Below are 13,651 nucleotides of genomic sequence, written 5' to 3' on the forward strand. Positions count from 1 at the left end.
CGCTGTGTTCCCATCCTGTTCGTACGCGGCCCGAACGGCGGCGGGAGTGCGGTCCGGAGCGAGGTGGCCGGGCACGTCGAGCAGATCAGGCCGGGTCACCGACATCACGCCCGTGGCTCGCGGCATTCGGTGCGTCGCTGGTTCGGTGAGGTGCCTCCGGCCGCGTGGAGCCGGTGGGCACGGGCTCGGCGGCAGGTCGGCAAGGTGATCCGATGGGCGCCTGACGATGGGCGCCGGACCGGCTGCTCGACGGGGTGCTCACCACCGCCCACACCGTCTTGCCGGGCCCGGAGCGGCGGTCGGTGACGCCCCAGTCGTCGGCCAGGGCGGCGACGAGGAGGAGGCCGCGGCCGGACTCGGACTCCGCGTCGGCGTCCGTGGGGGCGGTGACGGCGGGTCGGCGTTCCGCGCGGGTGTCGGAGACCTCCACGCGGAACGCCGATCCGCCGTCCGCCTCGGTGGTCAGCCGGACGTGGAAGTCCCGGCCGGGGACCCGCCCGTGCTGCACGGCGTTGGCACACAACTCGGCTGTGACCAGGGTCAGCGTCTCGTTGACCTCGCTGTCGTAGGGGTGGCCCCAGGAGTCCAGGCAGTGCGAGACGAACAGTCGCGCCAGGCGGGCGCCCCGTGGGGTCGACGTGAACGACATCGCGAACTCACTGGTCCCCGTGGGGCCGGGGAGAGGGAAGAGCGTGGTGTGCATGCGGCCAGCGTTGCGGCCGGGCTGGGCGTGTCACCAGGAGCGACGCCTGTACGGCCATGCGCTGTACACGAGCGCCGAGTCCGGAGCCGTGCTCGGTGCGGCGGCGGGCGATCAGCGGTTTCACGCCGAGGTCCCGGACCAGGCGGCGGTACTGGTCGTGGCCGTAGCCGCGGTCGACCGGCACCAGTCCGGGCGGCGCCGGGGCCGGCCGCGTTCGCCCCGCACCGGCGGCACGGCCTGGAGGAGTGGGATCAGCTGGGTGACGTCGTTGCGGTTGCCGCCGGTCAGGGCGGCGGCGTGCGCCCTTCAGCCGTCCAGATCGGCGCAGAGGGTGGTCACCTTCTCGTGGGCCGCCTCCGCTTCGGCGCCCTCCACCTTGTAGGTCCGCAGGCGCACGTTGATGTCCTGGAAGGCCTCGCCCAGAGCTTTGTAGCGGTCGTCCAGTCGGGCCGCGGTCTGGGCCAGGGCGGCAGCACCGAGGGCGCGGTCGAAGTGGGCCACCCTGTCGTCGCTGTCATCGCTGTGCATCGTGTCGAACGACGGAACACGTTTCCACGCCTGGCAGGCGCCCGCCGCATCGGCCGCCGCGTTGTCGAGGCCGGTCCCGGAGGCCGCGCTGTCCGGCCCGGCCCACAGGAGCCAGCCGATGCCCATGCCCGCACCGGCGGCGGCGACGGCCGTCACGCACGGCACGAACCACCGGGAGGGAGGACGACGACCGGTGACAGGAACCGGCGGGGTGGAGGGAGGAGGCGGCAGGGGAGCGGGCGCAGTCATCGAAACGGCTTCCTCCGGTATACGGGCAGGCGATCTTGGCACGGGAACCGGCAGCAAGTGAACCACTCCCGTCACCGGCCAAAGCGCCCGGTCCCATGCCGAGTTGGCGAGGCGTCAGGCCCGCTCGGGTATCCGGCTCGCGTCCTGTACCGAGGGTGCGGAAGCGTCCGGGCACGCCGCCTCGCCGGTTCGCGGGCGGGGTCACGTCTGCTCCGATCCGCAGGGGAACGCCTGCGGCCGTGAACGGGCTGCTCTTCCGACGGGCGGACCACTGCAAGGCCACGCCGATCCGGCGCAGTTCCGCTTCCTGGGTGACGCGGGTCGGAGGCACCCGGTGTGGATCAGGAGACCAGCCGCAACCTGGTGGAGCAGGCCCACCGGGTTTGCCCCTACTCGAACGCGACCTGCGGCGACAACCCGGTCGAGCTGGTCGTCGAGCAGTCGGGCAACCGGTCTACGCGAGTGCCGACAGCAGGGCGAACGTTGCTTGATGCGGCACCTAGTCCTGCCTCGGATTGCTGTGCAGCTTGCGCCGTTCCCAGAGGTTGGGGTGGCGGATGACCACTCCCGCCATGCCGCCGGACCCGGTGAGCCGGATCAGCGGAGTTCCCGGAAGCCGATCGGGGGTGGTCTTGTCCCGCAGGCCGCCGATGCCGGGGTCCATGCCGCTGGTGTCCGCGGCCCAGCCCTCGGGGATGACGATCGTGACACCGGCTGTCTCCCCGTACGCCTCCACCGCGACCTCCGTGAGGCGGCACTCGACCCGGGTGAAGTCGACCTTCACACCCCCCAAGCCTCCGTGAGCGATCACGCGCCCGGGAACCTCCCAGCGCCCGGGACCTCGGGACGCGCCGTGCATGCCGCCCTTGAGCACCAGCGGCGGCAGGTCCTCAGCGGAATTCGTCCTCGGCAAGTCGGCGGTCAGGACGGCCAACTCGGCGTAAGTCTTGGACTTCAGCGCCTGCTCCAGGCGCGCATCCAGCTCATCGAGGTCGAGTCGCCCCTCGGCTGCCGCATCGCGCAGCTGCTCCACCACTGCTTCCCGGTCGTCGTGAGAGGCGCGGAGTTCTCCCGGCGGAGCAGGGCGCGGAGAGGGCTTCGGAGGCTGGGCAGTCATGGCCACAAGGATAAGCAGTCTGCGGACTGAGCGGCATGGCCAGTACCTGTGGGTGAGTTGAGTTCCAGGCCACCGCGGACCGAGCGCCTGCGGTCGATTCGACAAGTCAGAGACTCCCCGCCCCCGGGTTCCGGCGCCTCATGCCGGGACGGTCCCGCGGTGGAGCGTGCCGTCGTGCATGACGAAGTCGACGCCGGTGGTGGCGTCGATGTCGTCGAAGGGGTCGCCGGGCAGAGCGATCAGGTCTGCGGTGGCGCCGGACCGGATGCGGCCCAGGTCGGGCCGTTGCAGCAGGTCGGCGGCGGTGCTGGTGGCGGCGCGCAGCGCCCGTAGCGGGGTGATGCCGCTCTCCACCATGGCGGGGAACTCGTTCCCGTTCCGGTGGTGGGGGAACATGCCGGCGTCGGTGCCGAAGGCGATGCGCACGTCGCTGGCGGCGACGTTGCGGGCGCTGTCACGGAGTTGGTCGGCGTAGCGGTGGAACTTCTCCCGCTCGGCGGGGTCCTTGCCCTGCCAGTAGTCATCGTCGTCGAGGTGATCGAGCGCGTCGACGACCATGAACTGGGTGGGGACGAGGAACACCCCTTGCCGTTGCATGAGGGACAGCGTCTCGGCCGAGGCGAGGTTGCCGTGCTCGACGGACCGCACCCCGGCCCGTACGGCGCGGGCGACGCCCTCGTCGCCGTAGGCGTGCGGGGTGCACGGCACGCCCAGGTCGGCGGCGGTGGCCACCAGCGAGTCCATCTCGGCCTGGGAGTAGGTGGCCTGCCCGGGATCGTCGGTGGGGGTGCCGAACCCGCCGGTGGCACCGAACTTGATCCAGTCCGCGCCGGCGCGGATCTCCTCGCGCACGGCTCGGGTGACGGCGGCGGGCCCGTCGGCGAGTACGCCGATCTCGCGGCCGTACTCGGGGGCGAGCAGCGTGGAGAGGTCCCCGTGGGCGCCGCGGGCCGAGATCAGGTGCGGGGCCACGAGCATGCGCGGCCCGGTGATCAGACCCTGGGCGAGGGCATCGCGCAGGTGGAGCGTGATCGGTTGGTCGGCGAAGGTGGCCAGGTCACGCACCGTGGTGAACCCGCGGTCGAGCAGATCGCGCAGCACCGGCAGGGCTCGTAGGGCGATGACCGTGGCCGGGTCGGCGGCGAACGCGGTGAGCAGGGCGGAAGGGTCCATCGTGGTGTGGATGTGGCAGTCGATGAAGCCGGGGAGCAGCATGCGCTCACCGAGGTCGACCACCTGCCCCGCGCCTCGCTCCACATGGTCGCCGACCTCGGTGATACGCCCGCCGCGGACCGCGATCTCGGTGTGGCCGGACGGTGCCTCGGCCAGCCCGTCCCAGCTCCGCTCGGCTACCAGTACGACGGTCTCGCGCGAGGCGGTCGCGGTCATGGCCCCTCCGTGGCGTGCGCGCCGATGCGTACCCCCGTTCACCTTCCGATTGTCACACTTTGCTTATGTCTGTGCAGGAAATGCGATTCTGCGGTGATGCCGGCCATCTGCGTGCTCGACATCCACTTCGGCCTCAATGCCCCCGAACCGCCCGCGACCTTCAGGGCCTGGTGGCGATGACCGCCTCGGTGTGGATCACCTCGTCGAACCGGCCGGACGGGGCGAAGGCGAGCAGCGCCGCGCGCAGGTCCTGCTCGAAGGCGTCCTTCTCCGCGCCGAGCCGGGCGGGGCTGGAGTAGGAGAGGCTGAAGACCCAGCCGAGGACCTCGTCCACGGTGCGGGTCAGGGGGTGGTCCCAGCGCGCGGTGTCGACCCGGGAGAACGGGCTGCGGGCGAGGACGTCCCGGTGGCGCTCCCCGGGGTGGGAGCAGGCGCCGGAGCCGGCGCGGCGCTCGGGACCGAGGTAGCGGGTGCGGACCTCGTCGACGACCTGCCGCCAGGGGGCGGGCTCGAGGTCGCCAGGGGCACCGCGGGAGGCGAGGACGACCGCTCCGCCCGGCTCGATGATCCGGTCGAGGTCCCGGGCGACCCGGTCGCGGTCCATCCAGTGGTACGCCGCGCCCATGACGGTGAGCAGCACGGGCCCGATGTCCATCGTCGGCAGCGTGGTGGAGTCGCCCTCGCGCCAGGTGATGTTGGTGATGCCGTGCTCGGCGGCCAGGCGGCGGCCCACTTCGAGCATGCCCTTCTGGGGGTCGACGGCGATGACCTCGCCGACGAGCGGGGCGAGTTCGAGGGCGATGACGCCGGGGCCGGCGCCGAGATCGAGGACGCGCCGGGTGCCGTCCAGGCCGAAGCGCTCGGCGAGCAGGGTGTAGAACTCGGGCGCGTAACGGGGCCGGAAGGCGGCGTAGTACGGCACGGTGGACGCGAACGGCTCTCCGGGCGGGTGCGAGGGGGTGGAGGAGGCCACGGGTCCAGTCTCCCGCAGTGGCGCGGTCGGGGTCGGGGATCGGTCAACGAGCCGGGGCGCCGGTCAGGTGCTGCCACCAGCCGGTGAGGGGGCGGGCGACGGAGCCGTCGGGGTGGCGGTGGCGGGAGCCGAGGAGCTGCCGCTCGACGGCGTCGAGGTCCGGCCGGTCGAGGAGGGCGAGGTCGGGGTCGTCGACCGCGTTGAGCCACCGGTAGCCGTACCGCAGGCGCTGTTCCCCCGCTCCTTCAGGGATGACAATGCCACTCAGCGGCCGTCGGGCCCCGGGCCCCCACTCTGCGGCCGGTCCTTGCCTGCCGGAAAGAGCGGAGTCCAGGGCAGTGCCGTGCGCCAGCTGTCGCCGCCGCGCATCCAGTCCCCGATGACCTTGGCCACCGGCTCGGGCCCGACGATGTCCCCCTGCCACGGCACGTGCGCCTCGAAGTGCAGGTGGTCACCGCCCTCGCGGTACTCGACCTGGTAGCTGAAGTCATCGTTCAGGTGGACCTGCATGAAGTGCTGGTCCACCGGTTCTCCGTCGGTCCGCTCGACGATCACGAACGGGTGCGACAGATTCATGTCGGCGAGCAGGTCGTGGACGGCCACCTCCGACGGGTCGTCGATGGACTTCCCGCCGGCCTCGGTGGCCCGGATCAACGGCTTCCTCATGCAGGCGACTGTAACGGCGCGGCCCGACAGTCGGGCCGCCCGGTCGGCCGGGTCAAGTGCCAGGGCCTTCACGGCCGCCCCTGTCAGTTCGCGAGGGGCGATCGGGCGCGTATCACCGGCTCCGGCCGGGCAGGCATACGCAGCCCTGACCCGAGGGACGCGACGCCGTACCCGGCTTGCGGCTTCGCGGGCGGGACCCAGGTCCCACTCCAAAACGGCAGGCGACGCCACCGGGTTTCGGGCAAAGCGAGGCTGGGCGACGGTTCGTTCGGCCCGTCGGCGGGAAACGGGACGCCGTGAGCAGCCGGGCGATCACCGGCACCCGGTTTCCGCTGGCGGACGCCGGCAGTCTCATCGCCCGCCGATAACGCACCGAGCCGGTACTGTCCCGGCACACTCCCTAGTCGTCGATCGCCGCCCCGTACAGCGCGTCCGTCGGCAGGCCGCCGAACGCGCGCGGACCGTAGTTCCAGGAGCCGGAGGTGGTCAGGCCCGAGCGGCCCGCGGAGAACACCCAGACGTAGCCGTCGTTCGTGTTCTCACCGGGTGCCGAGGCGAGCAGGCCGAAGCGGCCGTCGTTGTTCGGGTCGGTGAAGGAGACCTGGCCGCCGAACTTGTCGCCCTTCTCGACGGTGCCCGGGACCTTCGCGGTGCCCTGGTTCACGGACAGTGCGCCGGTGGACGTCATGCCCTTGGCCGAGCCGCGCAGGACCGTGACGGCGCCCGCGTCGGCGACTGCGCCGATGTCCTCGCCCGCGACACCGATCGCCACGTCCGCGTATCCGTCGCGGTTGCTGTCGCCGACGGAGAGGTCGGTGCCGAAGCCGTCGCCCCGCTCGTTCGTACCCGGCACGCCCGCCGAGTTCTGGGTCCACCACACGGGAGGGGTGCCCGGCCCCTCCCGGCCGACCGCCCCGTCCGCACTGCCGTAGTAGACGCCGACCACGCCGCCGGTCATGTTCTCGCCGCCGTCGTCCGGGCTGTGCGGCTCGCCGGTGACCAGGTCGTCGTAGCCGTCGCGGTTGATGTCGCCGGACGCGACGACCGGGCCGCCGCGCACCGCGGTGATCGGCAGCGGCTCGTCGTTCGACGCGGTGCCGGGCAGGATGTACGACCAGCCGTGGCCCGGTTCGGCGCCCACGCTGGTGCCGGAGACGACCAGGTCGGCGAAGCCGTTGTTGTCGTAGTCGCCCGTGGTCATCGACTTGGGCCGGATGCCCGGCGCGTTGGCGGCGGAGGCCTTGCTGAGCGTCTTACGCGGAGGCGAGGTGAGCGTGGTGCGCGACTTCTGCACCGGCCGCCGCGCCTGCGCGTCCGCGCTCTTGGCGGTGGGCTGGGGGGAGGGCTCGAAGGTGTAGACCGTCAGCCCGACCGAGTCCATGACGGCGAGGGAGTCGCCGGGAGTGGTGTCGTCGAAGCGGGCCGCGGCGAGCGAGGCGCCGAACCTGCCGCCCGTGGTGAGGTCGTCGGACTGCAGCCAGTTGCCGGCCGATCCGGTGAGGCCTTTCGGCGTGCCCCACAGGACGACCGCGGCGCCCGCGTTGGCGACGGCGCCGATGTCCTCGCCGGGGATACCGATGATCGCGTCGTCGTAGCCGTCGCCGTCGAGGTCGCCGGTGGCCAGCGACTTGCCGAAGTTGTCACCGGTCTCGGCGGCGCCGGGGACGCCCGTGGAGTTCTGGCTGAAGGCCTTGCCCCTGGTCGTGCCGATGCCCTTGGGTCCGCCGTACTGCACGGTCACCATGCCGGCGCCCTTGCGCCCGCCGACCGTCGCCCCGGGGGCGCCGACGAGCACGTCGTCGTATCCGTCGCCGTTGAAGTCGGTGTTGCGGTCGTTGGCGTGTGTTCCGCCGGGTGTTCCGGCGTAGGCGCTCGGAGTGGTCGCGATGACCGCGCCCGTCACGAGGAGAAACGATGCCGCCGCGACGGCGGCCGAGCGGTGCTTGCGCATGAGCGGCTCCTTGGCGCAGGTATGACCGGCTGGCTCAGGGGTGTGAGGGGTGTCCGGATGGGTCAGGTTCCTTTAGTCAGTGCCTTGTTTGACGCTGCATGAGAAGGAAGGGTTGTACCGGAGGCATGTCTGTTTTGCTGAAGAAGATCACCTCTTCGGCTAAAAAGATCGTTTCGAGCGTTGAGGTATGTAACGGCAGCCGGCTCCTCAACGAGCGGAGGTCGGTGCGCGAGTACGGGGAGCAGTACGGCATCCTGCGTGCTCAGCCCCTGACGCCACGCGACTCCCTGGGGCCCCTCGAGAAGGTGCCGGGAGAACCACGAACGCGGAAGAAACGGCGTACGGTGAGACCAATCTGCCTTGGCGTGCGAGCAGTTACAGCACGGGGTCGGGCGGGGAGTGCGTTGAGGTCGCGCTGACGGCCGGCGGCGTACATGTGCGTGATCCGAAGCGCGTGGCGCAGGGCGGGCCCGTGCTGAAGGTCGGCTCGGCGGCGTGGTCGGCCTTGTTTGAAGCGATGTGAGCCTGATGCAGTCGTGAGCCGTCCGTCTGATGGCCGGTCGAGCTGGTGGGCTCCGACGGACAAGCTCTCCCTCGCCTACGAGAGCGCACTCCACCTCGCAGCCGCCTTGCTCTGGACGCGATCACGGAAAGCTGAGGTCGCCCACGTGCCAGGGAATGTCTGACTCAGGACCTGGCCGTGGCGTCGACTGCCCGCACCCGGCAGTCCGAGCACCTTCCGGACCTCTTCGCGACGAACAGGTGCCGGTAGACCGTCACCTGACGCCGAGGGATGCCGCAGAGCGTCGCCTCGTCCGCCAAGGCGTGCTCCAGAGCAGGGGCACCTGTCTCCCGGCATGCCGTGAAGCACGTCGAGGCAAGTCCGAACGTGAACCCGAGGGATCGGAGGTGGTGACCAAGATGTGGCATGGCCGCTACCCTCGCATGTGGCCCGATCAGCGTGAAGTCAAAGGGACAGGCCTCGGCGGGGTTTGCGAACCGGCGATGTGCTGCTGGAGCGCCGCGAACTCGCTGTCGAACGGTGACGGCGAGGTGCTCGCCCTCACCCTCAACGGCCGGTCATCGGCAGCCGGGACCGCGACCGCCTCGCACAACCACTCACGAAGATGGCCCCCTCCCGACGACGACGCCGCCTTGGCACGCTCGGACAAGGACTGGCCCAGTTCCCGCCAGTGGTCGATCCACCCGGCCATGCCGAGCACCAGCGCACCGGACGGCGCATTGACGGATCCCAGGTCGACGAAGGTCTCAGACATGCGCCGATTGTGCCTTCCCAGTACGACAGGATGTGGTGCGAGGTGTCGGCACCCGTCGCCGGAGCCTCTGCGTTGCGACGGCGACCTCCTTATCAGGGGCCGCTCGTCTAGAAGGGAGGGTTGTCGGGGCCACGGTCGGCCTGCGTGGCCGCGTCACGCCGTCGGTCGGCTAGTACCACTTCTTCGTGCACGCCCAACTGCCCCCGACACCGTCGTAGTGCTCCACGCAGGGGCGGGTGGCGAGGTCGGCGTTCACCATCGTGGTGTAGGCCGGGTAGTTCGGAGACGCGTGGAACACGTACGGGTCGCGATTTTTGATTTCCAGCCTGCCCCTCCAGCTGGAGTTCGCAGTGGATTCGAAGCGCGCCCACACGGCGTTGCACTTCTTCGAGTACCGCATTTGAACGGCCGGCCCGCCGCCGGCCGACTGGGCTACCGCACCTGCGGGGGTGACGGCGTCCTTGTCGCAGCCTGTCGTGTTGGGGTTCTTGCCGTTGCAGGACGCCCCCTTGCAGGCGGGCGCCGCCGCGGCTTGTGCGGAAGCCTCGGCGGGAGCGGTCACGCCCAGCGCCAGGACAGCGAGGGTGCCTGCCAGGAGACGCGGAAGCCGGTGAGTGGCCAAGGAGACCCCTTTCGTGCGCTGCGGTGGGGCACAGCGCGTCGCGTTCACGTTCATGCAGTAGGTGATAGCCAGCGCGTATGCCGTGTAGACCAGGGCGGGGTGGTGATCACCGCAAAGAGTGGACCGTGCCCCGGATCGTGGCGTGGGGTTGACCTGGCCGACGGTGGCAGCCGGGGCGTCGGGTTGACGGCGGGCCTGCGCATCCCAACTGGTCGTGATTTTCATGCCGGAGCCGTACGGCTGGTCGGGGCGGCTTCCCCGGCGGTTCACCCTCGAGAGTGGAAAGTCGGCCCGCCGCACACCCGTGAGGGAAGGCATCCGCAGTGACGTGGACGCTGCCCGAACCGATGCTCTCCCCCTGTGGACACTCCTGCCCTGCTCGCCTTCCTCTGGTCAGCCCGCTGATCCAGAGGTGGACACCGCCGCGCGGTGCCGCTTCATCGACACGAAGAAGGCGGTCGCTTTTCCGGCGGTGACTGTTCCTCATTCCCTCGCGGGTGCAGGGTGTCGGCGGGGCGGTGAGGATCGCGGTGGCGGTCTCGGGGGCGGTGGTGTGGGTGCGGACGCCTCGGTACGGGACGCGGCGGCCGTCGTGGGGGCCGCAGGCGAGGGCGTGGTCGATGACCGCGGTGCGGCCGTCCGGCGTGACAAGTTCGATGACCACGACACGGCTACCGCACGACCGCCCACTCAGAGGGCGCCGAAGTCGGGCAGAGTGAGAGAGCCGTCCTCGGCGAGCGGAAAGCCCGGGTTGTGAGCGACCTCCCACGGATGACCGTCCGGGTCGGTAAAGGCCCCCGAGTAGAAGCCGTGGAGGGACTCGACTGCTGTCTTGGTGACCCTGCCGCCGGCCCGCTCGGCCTCGGACAGGAGCGCATCGACTTCGCTCCGGGACCGCACATTGTGTGCGAGAGCGATCCCTCCGAAACCGGTCGAGGGCCCCTCCTCGAATCCGCTGTCGCGGGCGAGCTTGTCACGCCCCCACAGCACCAGACCGAGACCGCCGGCCTGAAAGAAGACGGTCTCCTCGACCTCCTGGCCCCGCCAGCCCAATGCTTCGTAGAAACTTCGGGCACGGGCCAGATCTGCAACTCCCAGGGTGACCAGACTGATGCGCTGTTCCATGGCCTCAAGCTACCTTCCGGCCTCCTACGGCACATGGTCTGCAGCACTCCGGCTGCCCACTTCCCTCGCCTTGTGCACGCATCGATCCCCTGGAATCGATCATCCAGTGTCCTGAGTCTGGGTATCTGAAGCGAGTTCCCGACTCAGGACACCAGGACCTGCGTGATGGGGCGATCGGTTTCCGGGGTCTCGTCGGAGCGCATGCGGGGGAGACAGACCAGCGGTCCGGCCAGGTGATCGTCGGCTGTTCGGAGGTGAGGGTGATCTCGAACTGTTCCAGCGGCGGAGCCCCGGCGCCGCGCCAGCGGGTGATGTGTGCCTCGACGGCGTCCCAGACGCGGGACGGCCCGCCCTGCCGGACCGTCCACCGGCCGTCGTGCTCCCGCAGCACCGCCCAGGCGCCGGTGTCGGCGTCGAGGAACAGGTGCTCCGTGCGGCCGTCGCGGGTGAGGGTGACGTGTTGGGCGCGGGGCGCGGCGAGTTGGGCGACGAACCGGGTGGTCCAGTCGTCGATCGCGTCGGTACCGAAGACCGCTTGCCGTTCGTCGCCCTCGTCGAGGTCGGGGAGCAGCCCCAGCGGCGGCGGCAGGTGTGGCCTGGCGAGCATGAAGGAGACCTGCCCGCCGAGGAAGCGGCCGGATGCCGTGCCGTCCTCGTGGACCGTGAACCGGGCCAGTTCGGAGGAGTACAGCCAGCCGCAGAGGGTGACGAGCACGATCCCGCCGGGGCGGGCCTGCTCGATCAGCGCGCGGGGGACGGTGAGGAGCCCGCAGGTGGCGATCACCCGGTCGTAGGGAGCTCCGTCCTTGTACCCGGCGAGGCCGTCGCCGACGATCAGGTCCGGGGCGAACCCGCAGTGCCCCAGCGCGGCGCGGGCGCGGGTGGACACGTCCTCGTCGACCTCGACGGAGGTCACCGCGTCGTCACCGAGCCGGTGACACATCAGGGCGGTGGAGTACCCGGTGCCCGTGCCGATCTCCAGGACGCGGTGGCTTGCGTCGACCCGAAGGTCCTCCAGCATGCGTACGACCAGGCCGGGCAGGGTGCTGGACGAGGTGGGAGCGCGCATGATCTCCCCGCGGACGTCCCCGGGTACGACGGTCCCGGCGACCTGCGTCACCAGGGAGACGTCGTCGTAACAGGCCTCCAGCCACCGCGGATCGTCCGGCATGACCGGGCTCCAGGCGGTGGGTGTCGAGCCGTCGACCTCTTGGAAGAAGCCTCCGCGCAGGAACGCGTGGCGCGGTACCGCGGACACGGCCTCCCGCCAGGGCCCGGTCCGCAGGTGGCCGTCGGCGGTCAGCCGCTCGACGAGCCCTGCCCTCAGCTCCTTGTCGTTCATGCCGTCTTCCTCTCCAGGAGATCCGCCATCGCCGCCACCATCGGCAGCCCGGTCTCCGGTTCCAGCCACGCCCACTGCCCGGACGGGTTGCACTCCAGTTTTCCGACCTCATCAGCGAGTTTTGCAGCCTTGACCTGGTGTTTCACGTGGCGTGCATGTTCGCCATGTCTGGCTTTGTGGGTGAATATTGGGATCTGACAAAGATCTTGGGGAGCTGTCACGGCGGGTCACTGGTCGTTCGAACCGAGAGCCGTCGGACGAAAAAGATCAAAAGGCAGCTCTACGGGCGGGCCGGATTCGAACTACTCCGCAAAATGATCTGATCCTGCTCCAGTAACCAAGCAGCCGCAGGCTCGGGGGATCAGCCGCGGTCGAGACGCGGCAGCGACGCACAGAGGTGCTCGGGCAATTCCGGCAGGACTTTGTGGATCCCGCCGCACCCCGCATCGCCGTTCGTGGCGACCGGCCGCCAGCCCGAGGACTCGGCCTGGTAGAACCAGCGCTGGGAGACACCAGAGGAGGAGCATCCGTCACCGGCGTCACCGCACGCCGGCCCCATCCGGGTCGACAGGTCCAGCACCAGCCACGTGTCGTCGCAGCTGCGTTCCTCCCAGCTCGTGTGCTTGGGGATGTCCGTGTCGTTGACCGCCTGTCGGTACGAGGACGAGGTGCAACGCGGCGGCGTGGGGTCGCAGCCGTTCTCACCGCACTGCCGCAGGGCGGGTGGCGTGGCACCGACGGGGGTATACACGTCCATGCTGTTCACCATGACCCTGCGGGAGCCCAGGGGCTCGCCCAGCTTCACCGTCGCTTTGACCCGCCGCGTGCCGGTGCAGCCGGAGTCCTGGTCCTGGGAACGGGTCTCGTACGTGACCTTCACGTATACCGTGCCGTGTTCGACGGTGTCGAGCTCACCGCGCAGGCTGCGCACGCAGTCGCGTGCCCCGTCGGGCACTTCGGCATCGACCACCAGAGACCGGCCGCCGTCGGCGGCACGGACGCCGTCGATGCGAATCGGAGCGGCGAGCGTCCAGGCGGCGGCCGTGGCCACATTTGTCGCCTCCGCATCGGTCTCGGCGGTCTTGGAACCGCAGCCGGCGAGGACCACCAGGGCCGCGCCGAGCACGACCACCCTTATCCCCCGCTGCCACATGCCATGCCCCCATCCGCCGAAGAATCGCAGCCTAGCGTGCTCCCAGGTGTCCCTCACCGTCTCCTCCCGGACCGCCTGCAGGGCAGATCCAGGCCGAGCACGTCGTCCAGGGCGTGGAAGATGCCGCATCGGTGACTCGCCGTGACGGCTCCCCAAGCTCTGTGCCAGATCCGAGTATTGAGAGCAGCTGTTTCTCAGCGGTGAAGACGTCCCGTTCCCCGGGAAAGCGATGTCGCTGAGTTACGAGAGCACCTGGGTACTTGCTTCGGGACCATGAATGTGCTCTACACGATTAGGGGGACCGGGTGCTGCCGAAGTCCAATGTTTGGTCAGCCCTCGCCGACGGGCTGGAGGCGGTGCACCGGGGGCAAGGGCGGGACCGTCGGCTGTCGGTGTTGCGGGCTAGGGTCGGTGGCGTTAGAGCCCCTAACAAAATAGGGTGTTTGCATTATTCTGGGTGCACTGGTGCGAGTTCGTGCCGATCGGGAGGTGTGTGATGTCCCGCCCCAAGCCCTGGGAGATCGACGACGACCTGTGGGCGCTGATCGAGCCGCTG

General features: G+C 70.2%; 13 protein-coding genes and 3 pseudogenes. 2 read left to right on the forward strand and 14 right to left on the reverse strand.

What is annotated here, in order from left to right; genetic code table 11:
- Nucleotides 1-85: 85 nt before the first annotated feature.
- From AB0I73_RS11590 to AB0I73_RS11600, 3 genes and pseudogenes are all read right to left on the reverse strand, one after another.
- The gene (locus tag AB0I73_RS11590) at nt 86-703 is read right to left on the reverse strand and encodes an ATP-binding protein (protein ID WP_363036173.1); all 618 of its coding nucleotides are present in this window, start codon (nt 701-703) and stop codon (nt 86-88) included.
- Between the two features lie 73 nt (nt 704-776).
- Nucleotides 777-997: pseudogene (locus AB0I73_RS11595) on the reverse strand (transposase); the annotation flags it as partial.
- A gap of 12 nt (nt 998-1,009) precedes the next feature.
- Entirely contained in the window at nt 1,010-1,387 is a 378-nt protein-coding gene (locus AB0I73_RS11600) for a hypothetical protein (RefSeq protein ID WP_363036175.1), read from the reverse strand.
- A gap of 426 nt (nt 1,388-1,813) precedes the next feature.
- Here AB0I73_RS11600 and AB0I73_RS11605 point away from each other — a divergent pair.
- A pseudogene (locus AB0I73_RS11605) lies at nt 1,814-1,918 on the forward strand (Ohr subfamily peroxiredoxin); the annotation flags it as partial.
- A gap of 61 nt (nt 1,919-1,979) precedes the next feature.
- Here the strand turns inward: AB0I73_RS11605 and AB0I73_RS11610 are convergent.
- From AB0I73_RS11610 to AB0I73_RS11630, 5 genes are all read right to left on the reverse strand, one after another.
- Nucleotides 1,980-2,597, reverse strand: a complete 618-nt coding sequence (locus AB0I73_RS11610) for a DUF1707 domain-containing protein (RefSeq protein WP_363036177.1) — start codon at nt 2,595-2,597, stop codon at nt 1,980-1,982.
- Between the two features lie 138 nt (nt 2,598-2,735).
- Nucleotides 2,736-3,986 carry an amidohydrolase family protein gene (locus AB0I73_RS11615; protein ID WP_363036179.1) on the reverse strand — a complete coding sequence of 417 codons (1,251 nt, stop codon included), beginning with the start codon at nt 3,984-3,986 and terminating at the stop codon, nt 2,736-2,738.
- A gap of 160 nt (nt 3,987-4,146) precedes the next feature.
- On the reverse strand, nt 4,147-4,959 hold the full coding sequence (locus AB0I73_RS11620; RefSeq protein ID WP_363036181.1) for a class I SAM-dependent methyltransferase: 813 nt from the start codon (nt 4,957-4,959) through the stop codon (nt 4,147-4,149).
- Nucleotides 4,960-5,223: 264 nt separating this feature from the next.
- The gene (locus AB0I73_RS11625) at nt 5,224-5,625 is read right to left on the reverse strand and encodes a hypothetical protein (protein ID WP_363036183.1); all 402 of its coding nucleotides are present in this window, start codon (nt 5,623-5,625) and stop codon (nt 5,224-5,226) included.
- Between the two features lie 400 nt (nt 5,626-6,025).
- Nucleotides 6,026-7,576 (reverse strand): esterase, encoded by a 1,551-nt coding sequence (locus AB0I73_RS11630; protein ID WP_363036185.1) that lies wholly within the window; start codon nt 7,574-7,576, stop codon nt 6,026-6,028.
- A 355-nt stretch (nt 7,577-7,931) separates the two neighbouring features.
- Here AB0I73_RS11630 and AB0I73_RS11635 point away from each other — a divergent pair, with 355 nt between their 5' ends.
- Complete coding sequence (locus AB0I73_RS11635; RefSeq protein ID WP_363036208.1) at nt 7,932-8,099, forward strand: DUF397 domain-containing protein; 168 nt, start codon at nt 7,932-7,934, stop codon at nt 8,097-8,099.
- A 433-nt stretch (nt 8,100-8,532) separates the two neighbouring features.
- Here AB0I73_RS11635 and AB0I73_RS11640 read toward each other — a convergent pair whose 3' ends face one another.
- The 6 genes and pseudogenes from AB0I73_RS11640 to AB0I73_RS11665 form a co-directional block, all read right to left on the reverse strand.
- Entirely contained in the window at nt 8,533-8,853 is a 321-nt protein-coding gene (locus tag AB0I73_RS11640; protein ID WP_363036187.1) for a hypothetical protein, read from the reverse strand.
- Nucleotides 8,854-9,022: 169 nt separating this feature from the next.
- Nucleotides 9,023-9,700, reverse strand: coding sequence for a DUF2690 domain-containing protein (locus tag AB0I73_RS11645; protein ID WP_363036189.1), 678 nt, complete (start codon nt 9,698-9,700; stop codon nt 9,023-9,025).
- 465 nt (nt 9,701-10,165) lie between these two features.
- On the reverse strand, nt 10,166-10,600 hold the full coding sequence (locus AB0I73_RS11650; RefSeq protein ID WP_363036191.1) for a VOC family protein: 435 nt from the start codon (nt 10,598-10,600) through the stop codon (nt 10,166-10,168).
- Nucleotides 10,601-10,604: 4 nt separating this feature from the next.
- Nucleotides 10,605-11,942, reverse strand: coding sequence for an ATP-grasp peptide maturase system methyltransferase (tgmC, locus tag AB0I73_RS11655; protein WP_363036193.1), 1,338 nt, complete (start codon nt 11,940-11,942; stop codon nt 10,605-10,607).
- A pseudogene (locus tag AB0I73_RS11660) lies at nt 11,939-12,040 on the reverse strand (ATP-grasp ribosomal peptide maturase); the annotation flags it as partial. The gene tgmC and the pseudogene AB0I73_RS11660, both read right to left, overlap by 4 nt.
- Nucleotides 12,041-12,303: 263 nt before the next feature.
- Nucleotides 12,304-13,095 carry a hypothetical protein gene (locus tag AB0I73_RS11665; protein ID WP_363036195.1) on the reverse strand — a complete coding sequence of 264 codons (792 nt, stop codon included), beginning with the start codon at nt 13,093-13,095 and terminating at the stop codon, nt 12,304-12,306.
- Nucleotides 13,096-13,651: the final 556 nt, after the last annotated feature.

Source organism: Streptomyces sp. NPDC050388 (assembly GCF_040655635.1).
Classification (GTDB): Bacteria; Actinomycetota; Actinomycetes; order Streptomycetales; family Streptomycetaceae; genus Streptomyces.

What these genes read in the sequence shown, in the direction of transcription:
- AB0I73_RS11665 (WP_363036195.1), bottom strand. Translation starts at nt 13,095, where the DNA reads ATGTGGCAGCGGGGGATAAGGGTGGTCGTGCTCGGCGCGGCCCTGGTG.
- AB0I73_RS11590 (WP_363036173.1), bottom strand. Translation starts at nt 703, where the DNA reads ATGCACACCACGCTCTTCCCTCTCCCCGGCCCCACGGGGACCAGTGAG.
- AB0I73_RS11630 (WP_363036185.1), bottom strand. Translation starts at nt 7,576, where the DNA reads ATGCGCAAGCACCGCTCGGCCGCCGTCGCGGCGGCATCGTTTCTCCTC.
- AB0I73_RS11645 (WP_363036189.1), bottom strand. Translation starts at nt 9,700, where the DNA reads ATGAAAATCACGACCAGTTGGGATGCGCAGGCCCGCCGTCAACCCGAC.
- AB0I73_RS11625 (WP_363036183.1), bottom strand. Translation starts at nt 5,625, where the DNA reads ATGAGGAAGCCGTTGATCCGGGCCACCGAGGCCGGCGGGAAGTCCATC.
- tgmC (WP_363036193.1), bottom strand. Translation starts at nt 11,942, where the DNA reads ATGAACGACAAGGAGCTGAGGGCAGGGCTCGTCGAGCGGCTGACCGCC.
- AB0I73_RS11640 (WP_363036187.1), bottom strand. Translation starts at nt 8,853, where the DNA reads ATGTCTGAGACCTTCGTCGACCTGGGATCCGTCAATGCGCCGTCCGGT.
- AB0I73_RS11610 (WP_363036177.1), bottom strand. Translation starts at nt 2,597, where the DNA reads ATGACTGCCCAGCCTCCGAAGCCCTCTCCGCGCCCTGCTCCGCCGGGA.
- AB0I73_RS11615 (WP_363036179.1), bottom strand. Translation starts at nt 3,986, where the DNA reads ATGACCGCGACCGCCTCGCGCGAGACCGTCGTACTGGTAGCCGAGCGG.
- AB0I73_RS11650 (WP_363036191.1), bottom strand. Translation starts at nt 10,600, where the DNA reads ATGGAACAGCGCATCAGTCTGGTCACCCTGGGAGTTGCAGATCTGGCC.